This is a genomic window from Janthinobacterium sp. GW821-FHT03C10, from assembly GCF_059420865.1.
This window is the reverse complement of the sequence record NZ_JBWKUN010000001.1, coordinates 1,448,326-1,468,765: the sequence shown is the minus strand read 5'-3', so window position 1 is coordinate 1,468,765 and position 20,440 is coordinate 1,448,326. Positions and strand designations below refer to the sequence as shown.

At 64.9% G+C, this 20,440-nt stretch carries 20 protein-coding genes; 13 read left to right on the top strand and 7 right to left on the bottom strand.

Annotated elements, in window-relative coordinates:
• Nucleotides 1-241 precede the first annotated feature (241 nt).
• Nucleotides 242-961 carry a histidine utilization transcriptional repressor HutC gene (gene hutC / locus AC07VH_RS06255; RefSeq protein ID WP_494788278.1) on the bottom strand — a complete coding sequence of 240 codons (720 nt, stop codon included), beginning with the start codon at nucleotides 959-961 and terminating at the stop codon, nucleotides 242-244.
• A gap of 181 nt (nucleotides 962-1,142) precedes the next feature.
• Here hutC and ada point away from each other — a divergent pair, with 181 nt between their 5' ends.
• From ada to AC07VH_RS06240, 3 genes are all read left to right on the top strand, one after another.
• Entirely contained in the window at nucleotides 1,143-2,198 is a 1,056-nt protein-coding gene (gene ada / locus AC07VH_RS06250) for a bifunctional DNA-binding transcriptional regulator/O6-methylguanine-DNA methyltransferase Ada (RefSeq protein ID WP_489629705.1), read from the top strand.
• Nucleotides 2,195-2,884: a 2OG-Fe(II) oxygenase gene (locus AC07VH_RS06245; RefSeq protein ID WP_494788279.1), complete on the top strand. Its 690-nt coding sequence runs from the start codon at nucleotides 2,195-2,197 to the stop codon at nucleotides 2,882-2,884. Before ada ends, AC07VH_RS06245 begins: the two co-directional genes overlap by 4 nt.
• A gap of 74 nt (nucleotides 2,885-2,958) precedes the next feature.
• Nucleotides 2,959-4,635 carry a mechanosensitive ion channel family protein gene (locus tag AC07VH_RS06240; protein WP_494788280.1) on the top strand — a complete coding sequence of 559 codons (1,677 nt, stop codon included), beginning with the start codon at nucleotides 2,959-2,961 and terminating at the stop codon, nucleotides 4,633-4,635.
• Nucleotides 4,636-4,734: 99 nt separating this feature from the next.
• Here AC07VH_RS06240 and AC07VH_RS06235 read toward each other — a convergent pair whose 3' ends face one another.
• From AC07VH_RS06235 to AC07VH_RS06225, 3 genes are read right to left on the bottom strand one after another with little or no spacing between them, the layout of a single operon-like run.
• Nucleotides 4,735-5,181: a hypothetical protein gene (locus AC07VH_RS06235; RefSeq protein ID WP_494788281.1), complete on the bottom strand. Its 447-nt coding sequence runs from the start codon at nucleotides 5,179-5,181 to the stop codon at nucleotides 4,735-4,737.
• Between the two features lie 13 nt (nucleotides 5,182-5,194).
• Entirely contained in the window at nucleotides 5,195-5,707 is a 513-nt protein-coding gene (locus AC07VH_RS06230; protein WP_494788282.1) for a hypothetical protein, read from the bottom strand.
• Entirely contained in the window at nucleotides 5,649-6,716 is a 1,068-nt protein-coding gene (locus tag AC07VH_RS06225; protein ID WP_494788283.1) for a hypothetical protein, read from the bottom strand. The genes AC07VH_RS06230 and AC07VH_RS06225 overlap by 59 nt, the downstream gene beginning before the upstream one ends.
• 125 nt (nucleotides 6,717-6,841) lie before the next feature.
• Here AC07VH_RS06225 and AC07VH_RS06220 point away from each other — a divergent pair, with 125 nt between their 5' ends.
• From AC07VH_RS06220 to AC07VH_RS06180, 9 genes are all read left to right on the top strand, one after another.
• Nucleotides 6,842-7,468, top strand: coding sequence for a GNAT family N-acetyltransferase (locus tag AC07VH_RS06220; protein WP_494788284.1), 627 nt, complete (start codon nucleotides 6,842-6,844; stop codon nucleotides 7,466-7,468).
• Between the two features lie 67 nt (nucleotides 7,469-7,535).
• Nucleotides 7,536-9,209, top strand: a complete 1,674-nt coding sequence (locus tag AC07VH_RS06215) for an amidohydrolase (protein ID WP_494788285.1) — start codon at nucleotides 7,536-7,538, stop codon at nucleotides 9,207-9,209.
• A 106-nt stretch (nucleotides 9,210-9,315) separates the two neighbouring features.
• The gene (hutU, locus tag AC07VH_RS06210) at nucleotides 9,316-11,019 is read left to right on the top strand and encodes a urocanate hydratase (protein WP_494788286.1); all 1,704 of its coding nucleotides are present in this window, start codon (nucleotides 9,316-9,318) and stop codon (nucleotides 11,017-11,019) included.
• 19 nt (nucleotides 11,020-11,038) lie between these two features.
• Nucleotides 11,039-12,598 (top strand): histidine ammonia-lyase, encoded by a 1,560-nt coding sequence (gene hutH, locus AC07VH_RS06205; RefSeq protein ID WP_494788287.1) that lies wholly within the window; start codon nucleotides 11,039-11,041, stop codon nucleotides 12,596-12,598.
• Nucleotides 12,599-12,618: 20 nt separating this feature from the next.
• Nucleotides 12,619-13,422 carry an N-formylglutamate deformylase gene (hutG, locus tag AC07VH_RS06200; RefSeq protein WP_494788288.1) on the top strand — a complete coding sequence of 268 codons (804 nt, stop codon included), beginning with the start codon at nucleotides 12,619-12,621 and terminating at the stop codon, nucleotides 13,420-13,422.
• Entirely contained in the window at nucleotides 13,407-14,795 is a 1,389-nt protein-coding gene (locus AC07VH_RS06195) for a formimidoylglutamate deiminase (RefSeq protein WP_494788289.1), read from the top strand. The genes hutG and AC07VH_RS06195 overlap by 16 nt, the downstream gene beginning before the upstream one ends.
• Entirely contained in the window at nucleotides 14,795-15,370 is a 576-nt protein-coding gene (locus AC07VH_RS06190; RefSeq protein WP_494788290.1) for a HutD/Ves family protein, read from the top strand. The genes AC07VH_RS06195 and AC07VH_RS06190 overlap by 1 nt, the downstream gene beginning before the upstream one ends.
• Nucleotides 15,371-15,382: 12 nt before the next feature.
• Nucleotides 15,383-16,609 (top strand): imidazolonepropionase, encoded by a 1,227-nt coding sequence (gene hutI / locus AC07VH_RS06185; protein ID WP_494788291.1) that lies wholly within the window; start codon nucleotides 15,383-15,385, stop codon nucleotides 16,607-16,609.
• 81 nt (nucleotides 16,610-16,690) lie between these two features.
• Nucleotides 16,691-18,136 (top strand): glycine betaine ABC transporter substrate-binding protein, encoded by a 1,446-nt coding sequence (locus AC07VH_RS06180; protein WP_494788327.1) that lies wholly within the window; start codon nucleotides 16,691-16,693, stop codon nucleotides 18,134-18,136.
• An 11-nt stretch (nucleotides 18,137-18,147) separates the two neighbouring features.
• Here AC07VH_RS06180 and AC07VH_RS06175 read toward each other — a convergent pair whose 3' ends face one another.
• Complete coding sequence (locus tag AC07VH_RS06175) at nucleotides 18,148-18,327, bottom strand: hypothetical protein (RefSeq protein WP_034746290.1); 180 nt, start codon at nucleotides 18,325-18,327, stop codon at nucleotides 18,148-18,150.
• 59 nt (nucleotides 18,328-18,386) lie between these two features.
• On the opposite strand from AC07VH_RS06175, the gene AC07VH_RS06170 reads away from it, so the two are divergent.
• Entirely contained in the window at nucleotides 18,387-18,680 is a 294-nt protein-coding gene (locus AC07VH_RS06170; RefSeq protein ID WP_494788292.1) for a hypothetical protein, read from the top strand.
• A gap of 230 nt (nucleotides 18,681-18,910) precedes the next feature.
• Here AC07VH_RS06170 and AC07VH_RS06165 read toward each other — a convergent pair whose 3' ends face one another.
• A complete protein-coding gene (locus AC07VH_RS06165; RefSeq protein WP_489629716.1) occupies nucleotides 18,911-19,417 on the bottom strand; it encodes a GNAT family N-acetyltransferase in 507 nt (168 codons plus the stop codon).
• Nucleotides 19,414-20,358, bottom strand: a complete 945-nt coding sequence (locus AC07VH_RS06160; RefSeq protein WP_489629717.1) for a DMT family transporter — start codon at nucleotides 20,356-20,358, stop codon at nucleotides 19,414-19,416. Before AC07VH_RS06160 ends, AC07VH_RS06165 begins: the two co-directional genes overlap by 4 nt.
• Nucleotides 20,359-20,440: the final 82 nt, after the last annotated feature.

Here is a 20,440-nt window from a genome sequence, read left to right as displayed (position 1 = left end):
TTTTTGTCCCGGAATGGCCGTTTTTTTCGCGATTTGGTGAGAATCTGAGAGAAAGTCGGCGCGAAATCGTGCTACGGAATCAGCGATCTGTAGAACACCTGATAAAACCGTAGCGAGCGGCAGCGAGGCTCGGCGCCCCCTTGTGGCCAAGAAGCGCAACCGTGCTTGGGCACGGGGGCGCCGAGCCGGTGAGCATCACAGGCCGCAAAGCGCGACGCGCAGTAGGTTTTTCCAGGTGTTCTCAGGTGAAACTGCCCGCAAACTGATAGCGGTGTCCGGGATGCCACATGGTGGCGAGCGAGGCGATCTTGCCGCCCGAGCGCGTCTGGCGGCGCAGCACCAGGCACGCCTGTTTCGTGTCGATGGCCAGCATTTCGGCGATGTCGCGCGGCGCCGACAGCGCCTCGATGCTGTAGGTGGCGCCTTGCAGGGGGGCGGCGGCCATCAGGTATTCGTTCGGCGTGATGCTGGAAAAATCCTGCGTCATGTAGTCGGGCGCGCACTCGGGATTGACCCAGCGGTCTTCCACCTGGATCGGCACGCCGTTTTCAAAATGCACGATCAGCGAATGAAACAGCGGGTGTTCCGGCGGCAGGCCGAATTGCTTGGCCAGCAAATCCGAGGCCTTGGTACGCTCCAGCAATTGCAGGCTGCTGCGGTGGATATGCCCGCGCGCGCGCACTTCATCGGCGATACTCTTGATTTCCAACAAAGTTGCCTGATATTTTTGCTGTGCCACATAGGTGCCCGATCCCTGGCGCCGCGTCAGCACCTGTTCGCTGGTCAGCTCGCGCACGGCGCGGTTGACCGTCATGCGCGAGACGCCGAACTGCTTCACCAGGGCTTGCTCGGAGGGAATCACATCGCCTTCCTTCCAGCGTCCGGCGGCGATGCCGGCCAGCAGAAAATCCTTGATGCGCTGGAAAATGGGCGTATTTTCTTGTGTATTCTGGTCGTCCAATGCGGTTTCTCCGGGGCGCGGGCAGGACGCGCCGCCGGCTGGAGGCGCGATGGCCGATTTTAGCACCGAGCAAGGCAGGCGCCGCCAGCCTTTTTTTGAATTCAAAAGCAAGCGCCGGAGTGTGGCGCGCGCGGGCGCTGGCTATGCTGGTGACTTACTATTGACCTGCACGGAGTTCGCCATGGAACACGCTTACCTGACTGATGATGAACGCTGGGATGCCCTGCAGCGGCGCGCGCCCGACGCCGACGGCGTCTTTTATTACTCGGTGCGCACGACGGGCGTGTATTGCCGGCCATCCTGCGCGGCGCGTCCCGCCTTGCGCCGCAACGTGGCCTTCCACGCCACGTGCGAGCAGGCGGAGGCGGCCGGTTTTCGCCCCTGCCTGCGCTGCAAGCCGAACTTGCCGCCGCTGGCCCAGCGCCAGGCGGCCATCGTGGCCGACATCTGCCGGCTGATCGACGCCAGCGACGAGCTGCCCGATCTGGAGAGCCTTGCCGGCGCCGCCGGCATGAGCCGCTTTCACTTCCACCGCGTCTTCAAGGCGCACACGGGCATCACGCCGAAAGCGTACGCGGCGGCGCGGCGCGGCGAGCGCCTGAAGGCCGGCTTGCAGGGCGCGGCGAACGTCACGGAAACGTTGTATGCGGCCGGTTTCAATTCCAGCGGCCGCCTGTATGCCGCCACGCCCGGCTTGCTGGGCATGACGCCGGGCGCATTCCGCGCCGGCGGCAGCGGCGCCGTGATCCGCTTCGCCATCGGCGCCTGCTCGCTGGGCGCCATCCTCGTGGCCAGCACGGAGAAGGGCATCTGCGCCATTCTGATCGACGACGACCCGGAAGTGCTGCTGCGCGACTTGCAGGACCGTTTCCCGCAAGCCGAGCTGCGCGGCGCCGAGCCTGACTATGAACGGACGGTGGCGCAGGTGGTGGGACTGGTCGAGGCGCCGGCGATCGGCCTGGACTTGCCGCTCGACGTGCGCGGCACCGTGTTCCAGCAGCGCGTGTGGCAAGCCTTGCGCGAGATTCCCGCCGGCAGCACGGTCAGCTATGCCGAGCTGGCGCGGCGCATCGGCGCACCGAACGGGGCGCGGGCCGTGGCGGGCGCCTGCGCTGCGAACGCGCTGGCCGTCGCCATCCCCTGCCACCGGGTCGTGCGCAACGATGGCGCGCTGTCCGGCTACCGCTGGGGCGTGGAGCGCAAGCAGGCGCTGCTGGAACGCGAGGGCGAGCGGTGAGGGCGCTGGACTGGCGCCAGATCGAGGATGAGCTGAATCAATACGGCTGCGCCGTCGCGCCGAGCTTGCTCAATCCCGCGCAGTGCGGGGCGCTGGCGGCGCAGTATGACGATGCGTCGCGCTTTCGCAGCCGTGTGGTAATGCAGCGCCACGGTTTCGGCCAGGGCGAGTACCAGTATTGGGCGCATCCGCTGCCGGACGTGGTGGCCGCCTTGCGCGAACAGTTGTACGGGCCGCTGGCAGCGATCGCCAACCGCTGGCACGCCAGCATGGGCCTGGCAGCGCGCTTTCCCACCAGCCACGCGGATTTCCTCGCGCGCTGCCATGCGGCGGGGCAGACGCGGCCCACGCCCTTGCTCTTGCGCTACCGCGAGGGCGATTACAACTGCCTGCACCAGGACCTGTATGGCGAGCACGTGTTTCCGCTGCAAGTGGCCGTGCTGCTGTCCCGTCCGCAAGACGATTTCACGGGCGGCGAGTTCGTGCTGACGGAGCAGCGCCCGCGCATGCAGTCGCGCTTGGAGGTCGTGCCGCTGGCGCAGGGCGACGCCGTGATCTTTCCCGTGGCGCTGCGCCCCGTGAATGGCACGCGCGGCAGTTACCGCGTCAACATGCGCCATGGCGTGTCGCGCCTGCGCTCGGGCTTGCGCCACACCCTGGGCATCATTTTTCATGATGCGAGCTGAACGCTAGGTGCGGCGCTTGAGTTTCCGCAATTACATGGCATGATGGCTACTCCCTGTCACTTTTCACTTTTGCCATGTCCGCGTTGCTCCGCCTGTTGTGCCTGTTGACGATCTTCCTCTTCCCCGTGGCCCATGCGCAGGACGCTGCGCCATCGCTCGTTACGGAGACTGCCAGCGTCATGGCGCCGGCGCATGCCACGGCCGTCAAGACGGCGCCATTGATGTTCGCCAACCGCAAGGTGTTCGTCTTCCGCGCCGCGCTGGCCGGCTATCCGCCCGATGAACGGGCCATCGGCGCGCAGCGCCGCCTGGAAGGCGTGCTGGCGAAAAACGGCCCCTTGCAGGCAAGCACGCGCATGATTCCCGAGGGTACGCAAGTGCTGCTCGACGGCGTGCAGCTGTTCGTCGTCGTGCCCGGCGACGTGAACCTGCTGGCCGGTGACACGACGGAAAGCGTGGCGAAAACGGCCGCCGGCGAATTGAGCAAGGCCGTGTTTGACTATCGCGAACAGGGCAGCTGGCGCTACCTGGCGATCGCCGCCGCCGTGTGCGCGGCCGCCACCCTCGTTTTCTGGCTGGTGTGGATGGGCTTGACACGCTTGTACCGCTGGGCCAAGCGCCGCAGCGGCATCCTGCTGGCCTCGCGCTTGCGCGACGTGCGCCTGAAGAATGTGCGCGTGCTCGACGCCGAACACTACATCGCCTTCGCCTATCAATTGCTGAGCGCCGTGCTGTGGGGCTTGCGCCTGATGGCCACCTATCTGTGGGCCGCCTTCGTGCTGGGCCGCTTGCCTTACACGCGCTCGTGGGGTGAAAGCCTGAGCGGCTATCTGTTCGACGTGGCGGCCGACGTCTTCCACGCCATCATCGGCGCCTTGCCGGGGCTGGTGCTGGTGTGCGTGATCTTCGCCATCGCGCGGTTGATCGCCGCCACGGCCGCCTCGCTGTTCAAGCGCGTGGAAAGCGGCGAATTGCAGATCGGCTGGCTCGACAAGGACACGGCCCTGCCCACGCGCCGCATCGCCAGCGTGGTGATCTGGCTGTTCGCGCTGGCCATGGCGTACCCGTATTTGCCCGGTTCGCACACGGCCGCCTTCCAGGGGCTGTCCGTGCTGGTGGGCCTGATGGTGTCGATCGGCGCGTCGAGCATCGTCGGCCAGGGCGCCAGCGGGCTGATCCTGATGTACACGCGCGCCCTGCGCAAGGGCGAATATGTGCGCGTGGGCGACAGCGAGGGCACGGTGGTCGAGTTGGGCATGTTCGAGACGCGCCTGCGCACGGGCCTGGGCGAAGAGGTGGCCTTGCCGAACGCGTGGGTGATGTCGCAAACGACCAAGAATTATTCGCGCGCCCAGCCCGGCGGGGGCTTCGTGCTCGACTCCACCGTCACCATCGGCTACGCCACGCCCTGGCGGCAAGTGCACGCCATGCTGGAACTGGCCGCGTCGCGCACGACGGAACTGTCGACCACGCCGAAACCGTACGTGATGCAGCTGGCCCTGCAGGATTACTACGTGCAATACCGCCTGGTGGCCTACGCCAGCGCCGAAGTCCCCCGCCAACGTGCCGAAGTGCTGAACCGCTTGCACCAGAACATCATCGACGTCTTCAACGAATTCGACGTGCAGATCACCTCGCCGCACTACATCGACGACCCGAAGGAGTCGCACGTGGTGCCGCCCGGTGAATGGTTCAGGGCGCCGGCAAAGCGGGGGGAAGAATCGATTGAGGTGGTTCCGCCCAAGTCTTGAACGCGAGGCGTGGTCTGTGCGTGACGGATGCAATGGCACGCGCTATCTTGGTTTTTCCTCGGGAGCGCAGGTATTCTTGCCATTTGTCAGCTGAATTACCTAGAAACCCCCGGCGGGTGCCGCGAGCAGGCAGAAATCTGCGGAGTAGCGCGAAGTGGGATCGGACGCGGATGGCGGCCTTCCCAGGAAGGATACGCCATACACTTTTCCCGCAAGCAGCGGCGCGGCAGCGCTGCTCTCGGCCCCCTCGGGTGCCTTGCCATAGCGCACGCATCCCTTGTTTGGCAGACGATAGCTGGGATCGCCAAACGAGGCATTGGGAAACATGACCGTCCATACATCTTTCCAGCCATTCGGCCCAGGTGTGCTGATCGTCAGCATCTTCAGGCTGACTGGTCCCCTTGAGCGTTCCTCTTCGCTGGCAATCTTGAAGCAGGGAAGGCCCGCCTCAGTCATGACGGCGGCTGTGCCCATGCGCGACCACGCCGAGGCATTGATGCTCGTCAAGGCGGCAAGCAGGAATAACAGTGTGTGACGATATGGCATGGCGATCCTTGCACTATCTGATGAGCGAATGCTCCGGGCAACTATCCTGTTTCCACGCTGGCGTGTCGCTGCCAATGGCGATGATTTTTCGTTCACCAGTGGACGTGGCAACGATACAGAATTTCCCTCTATAGCCATAAGTCGGGTCGGAAGGATCATCTGGGCGCCCATTCAAGAAGATGCTGTAAACCCGTCCTGTTTGCAGTTCAGGGGCTGGCATACCATTTGCGCCCTGTGGAATGTCGCCATAGAGAAGACAGATTTTTGATGAAAGTGGAACTTTTCCTCCTCCGCTCATCACAAAGCTCCACACTTTTGTAGCGGGTTTTACTGACAGGTCTGAAATACTGAGTGCTCCCAGAAGTGGCTGACCGTTACGTTTTTCTTCCGTCTGCGAGATTGTGAAGCAGGGGGTGCCATTCACTGAACTGATTTCAGCATCGGCGATGCGTGATGTTGCACCCGCATCAAGGTATATCGACGAGAGGAGTGCGCTCGATGTTGCCGCCAGGTAAATTCTTTTCACTTTTTCTGTCGGTGAAAAAATCAATGAGTACCTGTTCATAAAGTGCTTGGTCATTGGCATATTTTTCCTGGCGCATTGCGGAGGAATCCTTTAAGTATTTCAACGCGTAGTAGTCGGCTACCAAGTCTCCTTGTGCCTCCATGTTGTAGTCGGCCAACTTTCTTTTGGATGACAATACGTACTTGTAGTCCAGTCCTATTCTGAATGCTCCACGCATTGCGACCGGATATTTGAGTTGATATTGCCAAACATGGACCATTTCATGAATGAACCAATGACGCTCGGTGTTATCTGCACTAGAAAAATCGTCCAGAAATCTCGACTCATGAAAGTACATTTCCCCATTGGGTGTCATGGCAGTGTTTTTTGGTTGGAACAGCCATAGATAAGGCCTCTTGTGAATTTTGACTTTGCTATAGTCGACGGCATCCTCGAAAATCATCCATGCCATGTCTATTTCACCCTGGGTAAGCGGGCGAGCCATGCTATCGATTTTTACCTGTTTTACTGATGTATCGATATCCTTGTCGGTCGTTTTTACGTCTTGTAGCTCCACTATGATCGCCGTCGAAGCCACTGGGTCTGGTGCAGCAGAGCAGCAGGGAAGGCTGTCTTCTTGTGGGAAAAATTCCACCGTCGTGATTTGCTCTTCCCGCTTGCTGGCCACGCGCCCCGTGCGCCCCTTCGCATCCGTCGTCCCCGTCCACGTTTCGCCGTTGCTCAAGGTGAGCCGGTAATCGGCGTGCGCCAGCGGCACCTTGTTTTGCGAGACGAATTCCAACTGTTCGTCGTAGCCGCAGCACCAGCATTCGTCGGGCTGGCCGGCCAGGCGGTGCAGTTCGCAGCCGCTTGTCGCGTTGCGCAGGGTCGCGCCCAGCACGGGTCGGCCGTCGGCGCTGAAGGTGACGATCATGCTGTCGAAGCGCGCGCCCAGGCTTTTCTTTTGGTGGGCCACGAGCTTGAAGAACACGTCGCACGCGGTGGTGCTGATGACATGGTGCCTGGCCATGGGACCTCCGCGATAAAACGCCAGCGTAGGCCAGCGGCGGCGGGGAGGTATTGACTGGGCGCAAGGCTTGGGCGCTTGCGTTAAGATGCCGGGCGTCGCAAGATACAACGAACAGAAAGAGAACCATGTCCAGCGCACCCCATACTGAAGCATCGCAAGCCGCCCGCTGCCTGGCCGCCGCCCTGATCGGCGACCCGTTCTACCGCGCCGTCACGGTGGCCTGCGGCGACGATGAAGCGGCGCGGCTGGCCATGCTGGAAGCCTACTTCGCGCTGGCGCTGGCCGAGGGCTGGCAGGCGGGGCGCGTCGACCTGGCTGGCGATGGGTGCAATGAGGCGGGCAATGGCGCCGTCATCTGGACGACGGATGCGCCGGCGGCCCAGCGCCAGGCCGCCTACGCGCAGCGCGAGGACGCCTTGCGCGTGCTGCTGGGAGAGCAGGGCTACGCGCATTTCACGGCCATTGTCGAGAACATGGAGCACGCGCTGGCGCCGCATGGTCTGCAGGAGGCGTGGTATCTGTCGATCGCCGGCATCCACCCGGACGCACAGGGCAGGGGATTGGGCGCATCCGTGCTGGCGCCGGGACTGGCGGCCGTCGATGCGGCGGGCGCCGCGTGCTTCCTGGAGACCTACAATGAGCGCAGCCTGCCGTTTTATGCCCGCCTGGGCTTCGTGGTGGCGGGGCGTTACGCGGAAGCCGTCACGGGCTGCGATTACTGGCTGATGGTAAGGCCGCCGCACGCTGCCTGATTGACCATTTTGCCAATTTCTATACACTCGTCTTTTCACTCATTTATTAAAAGACCTGGAGATGGAAATGCCGACCCTGCCACTGCGCCGCACCCTGCTCGTTCTCGCCTGCCTGGGCGCCCTCGGCCACGCTCACGCCGATACCGTCATCGATAATGCGAATGGCTACACGCTCGACGCGCATGGCAGGGTAGTCCGCTTCACGGCGCTGGCGTTTGACGACGCTGGCAAGCTGCTCGCCGTCGGCAGCGCCGCGCAGGTGAAGCGCAAGGCGGCCAAGGGTGCCCTGCACGTTGACGTGCAGGGCAAGACCGTGCTGCCAGGGCTGATCGACGCGCATGGCCACGTGTTCGGCCTGGGGACGATCGCCAGCGGCGTGATGCTGTACGGTTCGTCGTCGCTGCCGGCCGCCGTGCAGGCCGTGGGCGACTTCGCCCGCGCGCATCCCGAGCGCGGCTGGATCGTCGGCAGCGGCTGGAACCAGGAAATCTGGAAGCTGGGGCGCTTTCCCACGGCCGCAGAGCTCGATGCGGCGGAAAGCGCACGGCCCGTGTGGCTGCGCCGGGTCGATGGCCACGCGGGCTGGGCCAACAGCCGCGCGCTGGCGCTGGCCGGCATCACGCGCGCCACGCAAGATCCGGCCGGCGGCAAGATAGTCCGCGATGCGGACGGCAATGCAACCGGCGTGCTGGTCGACAATGCCATGGACTTGATGGATGCCGTGCTGCCCAAGCCAGGCGACGTGGAAAACCGCGCCGCCCTCGATGGCGCGCTGGCGCAGCTGTCACAGGCGGGCCTGACCAGCGTGCACGATGCGGGCATCGGCCAGATGCAGGACCGGCTGTTCCGCGACTATGCGGACCACGGCAAGCTGACGGTGCGCGTCTACGGCATGATTGCCGATACCACCGAAGACTTCGACGTGCTGTCGAAAAGCGGCCCATTAAAAAGCTATGCGCGCGACATGTACGCCTTGCGCGCCGTCAAACTGCTGTCCGACGGCGCCCTGGGCAGCCGCGGCGCGGCCCTGCTGGCGCCGTACAGCGACGATCCTTCTACCCGCGGCCTGCTGTTCTTCAAAGATGACGCCATGCGCGCGAAGATGGAAAAAGCCATGCGCGCCGGCTACCAGGTGAACGTGCACGCCATCGGCGACGCGGGCAACCATCAAATCCTCGACGGCTACCAGGCCTTGACCGCGCAATACCATAGCGCGGGCCTGCGCCACCGCATGGAGCACGCGCAGGTGGTGCAGTTGTCCGACATCCCCCGCTTCAAGTCGCTGGGCATCGTGCCGTCGATGCAGCCCACGCACGCGACGTCCGACCAGAACATGGCGGAGCAGCGCGTGGGCCACGAGCGCATCAAGGGTGCGTATGCGTGGCGCACCTTCCTCAAGCAGGGTTCGCGCATCGCCTGCGGCTCCGACTTTCCTATCGAGTCGCCGAACCCGTTCGAGGGCATCCACGCGGCCGTCACGCGGCAAAACAGCGAGGGGTTTCCGGCCGGCGGCTGGTATCCGCAGCAAGCCATGACGGTGACGCAAGCGCTGCGCTGCTTTACCCTCGACGCGGCTTGGGCGGCGCACCAGGAAAAGGTCATCGGCACCCTGGAAGCGGGTAAATGGGCGGATTTCATCGTCGTCGACCAGGACCTGTTCAAGGTGTCACCAGCCGCCATCGGCAAGACGCAGGTGCTGCAGACGTGGGTGGCGGGCAAGCGCGTGTTCGAGAAAAAGTAAGGATTTGACAGCTGCAAAAACCTGTTGACTTGGTTGTATAGACAACCTATGCTGGGAGTACCAGAGCGGACCACGCATGTCCGCTCGCACCCTACGAGGAGACAGCATGAACAGCACAATGGACACCGATCCACGCTTTGATGCCAGCCGTACCATCCGCGCGCCGCGCGGCACGGTCATGGCTTGCAAGAGTTGGCAGGCCGAGGCGGCCTACCGCATGTTGCAAAACAACCTGGACCCGGAAGTGGCGGAAAATCCGCAGCACCTGGTCGTCTACGGCGGCATCGGCCGCGCGGCGCGCAACTGGGCCTGTTTCGACCAGATCCTCGCCTCGCTGCGCGAACTGGAAGACGACCAGACTCTCCTGATCCAGTCCGGCAAGCCGGTGGGCGTATTCCAGACCCACGCGGATGCGCCGCGCGTGCTGATCGCCAACTCCAATCTGGTGCCGAAATGGGCGCACTGGGAACACTTCAACGAACTCGATCGCCAGGGCCTGTTCATGTACGGCCAGATGACGGCCGGCAGCTGGATCTACATCGGCACGCAGGGCATCGTGCAGGGCACGTATGAAACCTTCGCCGAGGCGGGCCGCCAGCATTTCGGCGGCGACTGGGGCGGGCGCTGGATCTTGACGGCGGGCCTGGGCGGCATGGGCGGCGCGCAGCCGCTGGCCGCCACCATGGCGGGCGCCGTCTCGCTCAACATCGAATGCCAGCAAAGCAGCATCGATTTCCGTTTGCGCACGCGCTACCTGGACAAGCAGGCGGCCAGCCTGGATGAAGCCCTGGAACTGGTGAAATACCACACCGAACGCAAGGAAGCCATCTCGATTGGCCTCCTGGGCAACGCGGCCGAAGTGCTGCCGGAACTGGTGCGCCGCGCCAAGGCGGGCGGCCTGGTGCCGGACCTGGTGACGGACCAGACGTCCGCGCACGACCTGGTCAACGGCTACCTGCCGCGCGGCTGGAGCGTGTCGGACTGGAAGGCGGCGCAGCAGGACCCGCAGCGCCACGCGCGCCTGACGGTGGCCGCCGCCGATTCCTGCGCCGCCCACGTGCAGGCCATGCTCGATTTCCACGCCATGGGCGTGCATACGGTCGACTATGGCAACAACATCCGCCAGGTGGCGTTCGACCAGGGCGTGCAGAACGCCTTCGACTTCCCCGGCTTCGTGCCCGCCTACATCCGCCCGCAGTTCTGCGAAGGGCGGGGGCCGTTCCGCTGGGTGGCCCTGTCGGGCGACCCGGAAGACATCTATAAAACGGATGCGAAGATCAAGGAGCTGTTCCCGCACCACAAGCAAGTGCACCACTGGCTGGACATGGCGCGCGAGCGCATCGCCTTCCAGGGCCTGCCGGCGCGCATCTGCTGGCTGGGACTGGGCGAGCGCCACATCGCCGGCCTGGCCTTCAACGAGATGGTGCGCACGGGCGAACTGAAGGCGCCCATCGTCATCGGCCGCGACCACCTGGACACGGGTTCCGTCGCCAGCCCGAACCGCGAGACGGAAAGCATGAAGGACGGCACGGACGCCGTCTCCGACTGGCCGCTGCTGAACGCCATGCTGAACACGGCCGGCGGCGCCACCTGGGTCTCGCTGCACCATGGCGGCGGCGTGGGAATGGGGTATTCTCAGCATGCGGGCATGGTCATCGTGGCCGATGGCACGGAAGGGGCGGCGAAACGCCTGGCCCGGGTGCTGGTCAACGACAGCGGCTCGGGCGTCATGCGCCATGCCGATGCCGGCTACGAAACCGCGGCCGCCTGCGCCAAGCGCAACGGCCTGATTCTTCCAATGCTTCCTTGAGACCTTGATGCGAATGACTATGACACAGCATGCCAAAAGTTGGACCCTGAAGCCGGGCGCGATGACCCTGGGCGACCTGCGCGCCGTCTGGGCCGCACCCGCCAAACTGATCCTCGCCGCCGAGGCCTATCCCGTCATCGAGGCGTCGGCCGCCGCCGTGCAAGCCATCGTCGCCAAGGGCGATGCGGCCTACGGCATCAACACGGGTTTCGGCCTGCTCGCCAAGACGCGCATCCCCGATGAAAAGCTGGAGCAATTGCAGCGCAACCTGATCCTGTCGCATTCCGTCGGCACGGGAGAGCTGCTGTCGGACGCCGTCGTGCGCCTGATCATGCTGATGAAGATCGGCAGCCTGGCGCGCGGTTTTTCCGGCGTGCGTCCGCTGATCGTCGACACTCTGATCGCCCTGTACAACGCGGGCATCATGCCGGCCATTCCCGCCAAGGGCTCCGTCGGCGCCTCGGGCGACCTGGCGCCCCTGTCGCACATGACCCTGGCCATGCTGGGCGTGGGCGACGTGCGCGTCAACGGCGAATTGATGCCGGCCCCCGAGGCGCTGGCGCAGGCGGGCATCGCCCCCGTCGTGCTGGCGGCGAAAGAGGGCCTGGCCCTGATCAATGGCACGCAGGTGTCGAACGCGCTGGCGCTGCATGGCCTGTTCATGGCCGAGCGCCTGCTGGAAGCGGCCATGGTCACGGGCGCGCTGTCGCTCGACGCGGCCAAGGGCAGCGATGCGCCGTTCGACGCGCGCGTGCACGCCGTGCGGGGGCAGCCGGGGCAGATACTGGCCGCGCAGATGTACCGCCAGCTGGTGGCCAACAGCGCCATCCGCGCTTCGCACCTGGAAGGCGACGAGCGCGTGCAGGACCCGTACAGCCTGCGCTGCCAGCCGCAAGTCATGGGCGCCTGCCTGGATTTGATCGGCAACGTGGGCCGCACCCTGCTGATCGAAGCCAATGCCGTCACGGATAATCCGCTGATTTTCCAGGATGGTCCCAACGGGCAGGCGGAGATCGTCTCGGGCGGGAACTTCCATGCCGAGCCGGTGGCGTTTGCCGCCGACACGCTGGCGCTGGCGATCGCCGAGATCGGCGCGCTGGCCGAGCGCCGCATCGCGCTGCTGATCGACGCCACGCTGTCCGGCTTGCCGCCCTTCCTCGTGCGCGACCCGGGCGTCAATTCCGGCTTCATGATCGCCCACGTGACGGCCGCCGCGCTGGCGTCGGAAAACAAGTCGCTGGCCCATCCGGCCAGCGTCGACAGCCTGCCGACTTCTGCCAACCAGGAAGACCACGTGAGCATGGCCACGTTCGCCGGGCGCCGCCTGGACGACATGGCGCACAACACGGCCGTCATCGTCGGCATCGAGCTGCTGGCCGCCGCGCAGGGCATCGATTTCCACCGCCCGCTGAAAACCTCGCCGCACCTGGAACACGTGCACCACCAGCTGCGCCAGAAGGTGCCGTTCTTCGACGCCGACCGTTTCTTCGCGCCCGACATCGAGGCTGCCAAGCAGATGGTGCTGCAGGGTGAATTGAGCAGCACCTGCAAGAATTTGTTCGCCCCGCTGTACGCTTAAGCGGGAGCAAGGAGACAGGCATGGATTTTCGCTTCAACGAAGGCAGCATCCCGCTGCTCGTGTCGATGCCCCACGTGGGCACCGACATACCGGACGATATCGCCGCGCGCATGACGCCGCAGGCCTTGGTCAAGGCCGACACGGACTGGCATCTGCGCGAGCTGTACGGCTTTTTGCAGGAGATGGATGCGTCCGTGCTGTCGGCGCGCTGGTCGCGCTACACCATCGACCTGAACCGCCCGCGGGAAGACACGAACCTGTACCCGGGCCAGGATACGACGGGCTTGCTGCCCAACGATACCTTTCACCGCGAGCCGCTGTACCTGGCCGGCCGCGAACCCGATGCGGCCGACGTGCAGCGCCGATTGCAGCGCTACTGGGCACCGTATCATGCGCAGCTGCGCGCGGAACTGGACCGCCTGCTGCGCGTGCATGGCGCCGTGGTGCTGTGGGATGCCCATTCCATCGCCTCGCATGTGCCGCGCTTCTTCGACGGCAAGCTGCCCGACCTGAACTTCGGCACGGCCGATGGCGCCAGCTGCGATGCGGGCCTGACGTCCGCCGTGGTGGATATCGCGCGCGCGCAGGAACAGTTTACCGTGGCGCTCAACGGCCGCTTCAAGGGCGGACATATCACGCGCCATTACGGCCAGGCGGACAAGCGCGTGCATGCGATCCAGCTGGAGATGTGCCAGTGCCTGTACATGAATGAACCTGGCATGGACGAATCGGCGCCTTTCGGCTACCGGCCCGACCTGGCGGCCCGGGTGCAGCCGCTGCTGCGCCAGATGATGGAAGCGGCCGTGGCATGGGTGGCGCATTGAGTACCTGTCTGTTCGCGCGCCACGCGCTGCTGCCGCAGGGCTGGCGCCGCGACGTGCTGCTGGAATGGGACGCGGCCGGCGACTTGACCCACGTCGAGGAGGGCGCCACGCCGCCGCCCGGCGCGGAAGTGGCCGAATATGTCTTGCCCGGCATGGTCAACCTGCATTCGCATGCCTTCCAGCGGGCGCTGGGTGGCATGACGGAGGTTGCAGGCGACGAGGTTAATCATGTCGCGGACAGCTTCTGGACCTGGCGCGACTTGATGTACCGCTTCGCCCGCCACATCACGCCGGAACAGATGGAGACCATCGCCGCGCAGCTGTTTGCCGAATGCCTGCGCCATGGCTACACGTCCGTCTGCGAATTCCACTACCTGCAGCGCGATGCGGCTGGCGCCCTGTATGCGCGTCCCGCCGAAACGGCCGAGCGGGTGCTGGCGGCGGCGCGCATCAGCGGCATCGGCATGACCATGCTGCCCGTGCTGTACAGCCATGCGGGCTTCGGCGAGCAGCCCCTCAAACCCGAGCAGGCGCGCTTCCGCACGGGTGCGGACGATGTCTTGCGCATCGTCGAGGCGCTGGCGCCGCAGCGCGGCGGGCAGGTGGAAGTGGGCTTTGCGCCCCATTCGCTGCGCGCCGCCGGTGTGGCGCAGATCCGCGAAGTGGCGCAAGCGCTGCCCGCGGGCCGCCCTATCCACATCCATATCGCCGAACAGCAGGGCGAGGTGCGCCAGTGCCTGGACTACAGTGGCCGGCGCCCGGTGCAGTATTTGTACGACCAGATCGACGTCGATGCGCGCTGGTGCCTCGTGCACGCCACGCACGTGCAGCCCGACGAGGTGGCGCGGATGGCCGCCAGCGGCGCCGTGGCGGGCCTGTGTCCGACGACGGAAGCGAACCTGGGCGACGGCCTGTTTCCGCTGACCGAATTCATCGCCGCCGGCGGGCGCTTCGGCGTCGGCAGCGACAGCCATGTGTCGCAGTCGCCGGTGGAAGAATTGCGCTGGCTCGAATACGGCCAGCGCTTGCAGCGACAGCAGCGCAACGTGGCCGCCACGCCGGAGCAGCGGCATGTGGGCGACTATCTGTGGCAGGCGGCCTTGCGGGGCGGCGCGCAGGCGGCCGGACGCAAGCTGGGCGTCCTGGCGCCGGGTTGCCGCGCCGATGTGCTGGTGCTCGACGACGCGCACGTGAACCTGAGCGGCATGCCCATCGCCGATGTGCTTGGCAGTTTTATCTTCTGCGGCAACGACAAGCTGGTGCGCGACGTGCTGTGCGGCGGCCAGTGGCAGGTGCGCGATGGACGCCACGTGGCGCAGGATGCCATCGCCACCGCCTACAAGCGCACCCTGGCGCAACTGAGGGCGCTCTGATGGCGACCTTCATCCCACAGGAATACCTGCGCGCCGCGCCGTGGAAAAACGGCGGCGGCAGCACCATGGAAATCGCCATTTCTCCCCCGGACGCCGGTTTCGACGATTTTGACTGGCGTATCAGCCTGGCGACGATCACGGCCAGCGGGCCGTTTTCCAGCTTTCCCGGCATCGACCGCAGCCTGATGCTGGTCGATGGGGACAGCGTGCAGCTGACGCTCGACGGCACGCGCAAGGTGGTTTTGAGCGCGGCGCAGCCGATGCTGTGGTTTCCCGGCGAGGCGGCCGTGGGGGCGCAAGTCAAGGGGCCGACGACGGATTTCAATGTGATGACGCGGCGCGACCGCTGCCGCCACCAGCTGGAAAAAATCACGGCGCCGGGCAAGCTGGTACGGCGCAGCGCGGCCACCTTGCTGTTCGTCGCCGGCGAAGGCCACGTGCTGGCGCGCGCAAGCGACCAGCAGTTTGCGCTGGCCCGCCATGACGCGCTGCTGCTGGACGCCGACGATGCGCAGGAATGGCGTCTCGACGCCTTGCAGCGCACGGCCGTGTTCCGCGTCGACCTGTTCATCTAGGAGAGAAAAGCGATGCAAGACTGGGACATGGTCATCCACAACGTCCACCTGGCCACCATGGAACACGGCTATGGCGAACTGCTGGACGCGGCCATCGCCGTCAAGGATGGCCGCATCGCCTGGTTCGGCCCCGGCGACGAGCTGCCGGCCAGCGGTGCGGTGCTGATTGACGGCCAGGGCTGCTGGCTGACGCCCGGCCTGATCGACTGCCATACGCACATCGTCCACGCGGGCAACCGCAGCGACGAATTCGAGGCGCGCCTGAATGGCGCCAGCTATGAAGACATCAGCCGCGCTGGCGGCGGCATCATGTCCACCGTGCGCGCCACGCGTGCGGCCAGCGACGACGAATTGCTGCGGCAAAGCCTGCCCCGCGTGCTGGCGCTGCTGGCCGAGGGCGTGACCACGCTGGAAATCAAGTCCGGTTATGGCCTGACGGCGGACAGCGAGGCGAAGATGCTGCGCGTGGCACGCCGCATCGGTCAAGAGCTGCCGGTCACCGTGCGCACCACCTTCCTCGGCGCGCACGCGCTGCCGCCCGAATACGCGGGCCAGGCCGACTCTTATATCGACCTGCTGTGCGCGCAGATGCTGCCCCGGCTGGCCGGCGATGGCCTGGTTGACGCCGTCGACGCGTTCTGCGAGCGCATCGGCTTTACGCCGGCGCAAACGCAGCGCATGTTTGACGCGGCGCAAGGCCTGGGTTTACCTGTAAAACTGCATGCGGAGCAGCTGTCGGACCTGGGCGGCGCGGCGCTGGTGGCCCGCTACGGCGGCCTGTCGGCCGACCATTTGGAATTCCTGTCGCAGGAGGGCGTCGCCGCCATGGCAAAACACGGCACGGTGGCCGTGCTGCTGCCGGGCGCATATTACTTTTTGCGCGAGACGCAGCCGCCGCCTGTCGCGGCCTTGCGCGCGGCGGGCGTGCCGATGGCCGTATCCACCGATTGCAACCCGGGCACCTCGCCCATGACGTCATTGCTGCTGGCGATGAACATGGCGTGCACCCTGTGGCGGCTGACGCCGCAGGAAGCGCTGGCCGGTGCCACGTGCCACGCGGCGCGCGCGCTGGGCCTGCAGCAGGAAACGGGCAGCCTGGCGGTGGGCAAGCGCGCCGATTTCGCCCTGTGGCGCATCGCGCGCCCGGCCGACCTGGCATATGCGCTGGGCCTGAACCCGTGCGCGGGCGTGGTGCATGGCGGTGTCTGGCGCACGCCGGTGGTAAGCTTGCCGGATTGATCATCCGCCCTGGAGCGCCGCGTGCGTGCTGCTTATTTGCCGTTTTACTTGCTGTTGTTACTTGTCTTCGCCGCCGCGCCCATGTCCTCCCTTGCCATGGACGGCGGCACCCTGAAGGTGGGTTCGAAGCGTTTCACGGAATCGTACATCCTCGGAGAGATCATCCAGCAAAGTGCCGCGCCGCACGTGAAGGCCGAACACCGCCAGGGACTGGGCAACACGGCCATCGTGCTGGCCGCGCTGCAGGCGGGCAGCATCGACGTGTATGCCGAGTACATGGGCACCATCGCCAGCGAAATCCTCAAGCACGGCAAACAGATTGATCTGGATCAGATGCGGCGCGAGCTGGCCGCGCTGGGGCTGGGCGTGGCCGTGCCGCTGGGCTTTAACAATACGTATGCGCTGGCCATGCGCGGCGATGAACAATCCATCGCCAGCCTGGCGCAGCTGGCGCAGCACCCGGCCTTGAAATTCGGCCTGTCGCATGAATTCATCGGCAGGGTCGATGGCTGGCCGGGCCTGGCCGCGCGCTATGGCTTGCCGCAGCGCCCGCGCGGACTCGATCACGGCATTGCGTATGAAGCGCTGGCGCAGCGCCAGGTGGACGTGATCGACATCTATTCGACGGACGCGAAGATCCGCCAGTACGGCTTGCGCGTGCTGGCCGACACGCAGCAGTACTTTCCCCGCTACGATGCCATGCTGCTGTACCGGCTCGACGTGCCGCGGCGCTTTCCCGCCGCCTGGCAAGCCTTGCAGGGGCTGCAGGGGCGCATCAGCGAGGGCGACATGATCGCCATGAATGCAGCCGTGGAAATCGACGGCAAGAGCTTTGCCGGCGTGGCGCGGCAGTGGCTGGCGTCCGGCACGCGGGCAAACAAACCGGCCGCCGCGCGCAGCGGCCTGCTCGATAAAATCCTCGGCGACGATCTGTGGACCCTGACGCGCCAGCACCTGACCCTGGTGCTGCTGTCGGTGGCCCTGGCCTGCCTGATCGGCATTCCGCTGGGCGTGCTGGCGGCGTTTTCGGCGCCGCTGCGGCAAGCGGTGCTGGCCTTCGTCGGCGTGCTGCAGACGGTGCCGTCGCTGGCCCTGCTGGCGATATTGATACCCGTGCTGGGCATGATCGGATTGGCGCCGGCGCTGGTGGCGCTATTCGTGTATGCCTTGCTGCCCATCGTGCGCAATACGTGCACGGGCATCTTGCAGGTGCCGCAAGGCTTGCGCATGGCGGCGCTGGCGCTGGGCCTGAGCCGGCGCGACCGCCTGTTGCACGTGGACTTGCCGCTGGCCTTGCCCGTCATGCTGGCGGGCGTGAAAACGGCGGCCGTGATGAGCGTGGGCACGGCCACCATCGCCGCCTTCATCGGCGCGGGCGGCTACGGCGAACGCATCACCATCGGCCTGGCCCTGAACGACAACGACATGCTGCTGGCCGGCGCGATCCCCGCAGCCGTGCTGGCCCTGCTGACGCAAGGCCTGTTCGAGCTGGTGGAGCGCTGGGCCGTTGCCGGCCGGCAGCACTGACGGCATCACGGTTACAGCGAGTGCAGTTTGGAGCGCACCGAGACGACGGCCTGGTGCAGGATGCGTTCGGCCTGGAAGTCGTTCTCGCGCTGTTCGGCGATGGCTTGCAAGTCGCGCGTGTAGCGTTCCAGGCGGGAACGCAGGTAGGCGCGGTAGATTTTCATGACGAGCGGTTTGGCAGAGACATTCATGATGTGGCTCCCAGTTGCGGAATGATGCGTTCATTTTGTGTGAGCGGAATGCCGCCACGTTGCGTCATATCAAACGCCTTGACCCCGTCACATTGGCGCGTTTGACATTGCGCAATGCCCCCAACGTCGAAGATGCCACACTGAATCTTCCCTGCTCGCCTGGACGTCATCAGCCGCGAGCCCTGATCCCATCAAGCATACTCAAGGAGCGTCGCATGGTCATTTTTGCCGTGGTTGCTGGCTGCATTGCCTGCCTGACAGTGTACCAAATCTATAAAAATGCGCAGGGTGGCAGTGGCGTTACGCAACAACATATCGGCTTGCACGGCACATTGATTGAACCACGGAAATAATCAGTGTCATCCAAGCGACACCTGGCACCTGCCTGGCGGATTTAAGTCAAATGTAAGGCCCGGTAAGCAAATGTAAAGGTCGGCGCGGTGACCAGTCGTAGCGTTTATATTGATAACCGTTGATTGCATTCTCCCCCTCCCACTTGACAATGGGTTCACCCCGCGGTGCCGCTAGCCCGCGGGGATTTTTTTGGGAACTTGCATTGTCAGTGCCCTCGCTACAATTCCAATCAGGCCGCTTTTGGCGTGCCCGCCGACAATTGCGTCAAGGCATCGCCAGCCACGCGGCAGATGCGCCAGTCCGGCATCACGTCCGCGCCCATGCCCTGGTAGAAGTTGATCGCGTTGTCATTCCAGTCCAGCACCGACCATTCGAAGCGGCCGCAATCGCGTTCGACGGCCAGTTGCGCCAGCGCCACGAGCATCTGCTTGCCATAGCCCTTGCCGCGCACCGATTGCTTCACATACAGGTCTTCCAGGTACAGCCCCTTGCGGCACAGGAAGGTGGAAAAATTGTGGAAGAACAGGGCGAAGGTTACGACCGTGCCGTCTTCCTCGCCCACCAGCGCCTCGCACGCGGGGTGTGTGCCGAACAGGCTGTCGTGCAGCATGGATTCCTTGGCGATCATCATGTGTTCGAGTTTTTCAAACACGGCCAGTTCGTGGATCATGCCGAAGATGGCGCCCACGTCGGATGCGGTCGCGGGACGGATGGCGAGGGAGGAAGAGGTGCTCATGTTGCCTTTGTTGAGGGAGTGGTGGAAAGGGAAGCAATGCTACTCGTCTTGCGCGCGCCCGACGTCAGGGCCCAGGCCACGCTGGACAGGCATAGCACCATGCCTACCCATTCGATGGGGGCGGGCCGGTAATGTTCGAACTGCACCGACAGCAGCACGGAAATGACGGGCGTGACGACGCCGATATACACGGTCTTTTGCGTGCCGATGCGCGCGATTAAAGTGAAATACGCGCTGAAGGCGATCACCGAGCCGAAGAGGGCCAGATACAGCAATCCCATCCAGTAACTCGTGCGCGTAGGCAATTGCCAGGACTGGCCCGTGGCGATGGCCCAGGCGGCGACCATCAAGGTACCCCACAGCATGGTCCACGCCATCGTCAGCATCACGTTGCCGGACTGTTCGCGCACTTTCATGACGAGGGCATTGCCCACCGTGCTCGACACGGTGGCCACCAGGGCCAGCATGAAGCCGAGCAGAAAATGGCCATTGCCGCCGCCGAGCATATCGTGCAGCGCCGCGCCGATGGACTGGTAAAACAGCAGCACGATGCCGCAGATGGCGACGAACGCCGCGCAACAGGTGCTCCAGGTGATCGGCGTGCCGAAGGCGATGCGGTTGAGCAAGGGCGTCCAGAACACCATCAACGCGAACAGCACGCTGACGAGGGCCGACACCAGGTATTGTTCCGAGCTGTAAGTACACACATAGCTGAGGGCAAACGAGGCCAGGCCCTGCAGCAGCATCCATTTTTGCGCGCGCCAGGGCAGGCGCAGGCGGTCGCCGCGCAGCGCGCACCAGGCGAACAGGGTGGCGGACGCCAGGCCGAAGCGGTAGACCACGGAAACGGCGGGGGCGACGTCGCCCAGTTGCAAGGTGATGGCCCAGAAGGTGGAGCCCCAGATCAGGCAGGCAATGATGAACAGGAGAGGAGAGGACATCGCGCAAGTATACGGGCATCGCGCGGGGATGGCGAGTCTTGGTCGAGCTTGCCCGATGAGCCGTCAGCAGACACTCCGGCAT

Excerpts from the sequence above, each read along its gene's own strand:
- ada (WP_489629705.1), top strand. The coding sequence starts at position 1,143 with ATGGAACACGCTTACCTGACTGATGATGAACGCTGGGATGCCCTGCAG.
- hutU (WP_494788286.1), top strand. The coding sequence starts at position 9,316 with ATGAACAGCACAATGGACACCGATCCACGCTTTGATGCCAGCCGTACC.
- hutI (WP_494788291.1), top strand. The coding sequence starts at position 15,383 with ATGCAAGACTGGGACATGGTCATCCACAACGTCCACCTGGCCACCATG.
- AC07VH_RS06165 (WP_489629716.1), bottom strand. The coding sequence starts at position 19,417 with ATGAGCACCTCTTCCTCCCTCGCCATCCGTCCCGCGACCGCATCCGAC.
- AC07VH_RS06175 (WP_034746290.1), bottom strand. The coding sequence starts at position 18,327 with ATGAATGTCTCTGCCAAACCGCTCGTCATGAAAATCTACCGCGCCTAC.
- AC07VH_RS06195 (WP_494788289.1), top strand. The coding sequence starts at position 13,407 with ATGGGTGGCGCATTGAGTACCTGTCTGTTCGCGCGCCACGCGCTGCTG.
- AC07VH_RS06180 (WP_494788327.1), top strand. The coding sequence starts at position 16,691 with ATGTCCTCCCTTGCCATGGACGGCGGCACCCTGAAGGTGGGTTCGAAG.
- AC07VH_RS06215 (WP_494788285.1), top strand. The coding sequence starts at position 7,536 with ATGCCGACCCTGCCACTGCGCCGCACCCTGCTCGTTCTCGCCTGCCTG.
- AC07VH_RS06160 (WP_489629717.1), bottom strand. The coding sequence starts at position 20,358 with ATGTCCTCTCCTCTCCTGTTCATCATTGCCTGCCTGATCTGGGGCTCC.
- AC07VH_RS06225 (WP_494788283.1), bottom strand. The coding sequence starts at position 6,716 with ATGGCCAGGCACCATGTCATCAGCACCACCGCGTGCGACGTGTTCTTC.
- AC07VH_RS06235 (WP_494788281.1), bottom strand. The coding sequence starts at position 5,181 with ATGCCATATCGTCACACACTGTTATTCCTGCTTGCCGCCTTGACGAGC.
- AC07VH_RS06240 (WP_494788280.1), top strand. The coding sequence starts at position 2,959 with ATGTCCGCGTTGCTCCGCCTGTTGTGCCTGTTGACGATCTTCCTCTTC.
- hutG (WP_494788288.1), top strand. The coding sequence starts at position 12,619 with ATGGATTTTCGCTTCAACGAAGGCAGCATCCCGCTGCTCGTGTCGATG.
- AC07VH_RS06220 (WP_494788284.1), top strand. The coding sequence starts at position 6,842 with ATGTCCAGCGCACCCCATACTGAAGCATCGCAAGCCGCCCGCTGCCTG.
- hutH (WP_494788287.1), top strand. The coding sequence starts at position 11,039 with ATGACACAGCATGCCAAAAGTTGGACCCTGAAGCCGGGCGCGATGACC.
- AC07VH_RS06190 (WP_494788290.1), top strand. The coding sequence starts at position 14,795 with ATGGCGACCTTCATCCCACAGGAATACCTGCGCGCCGCGCCGTGGAAA.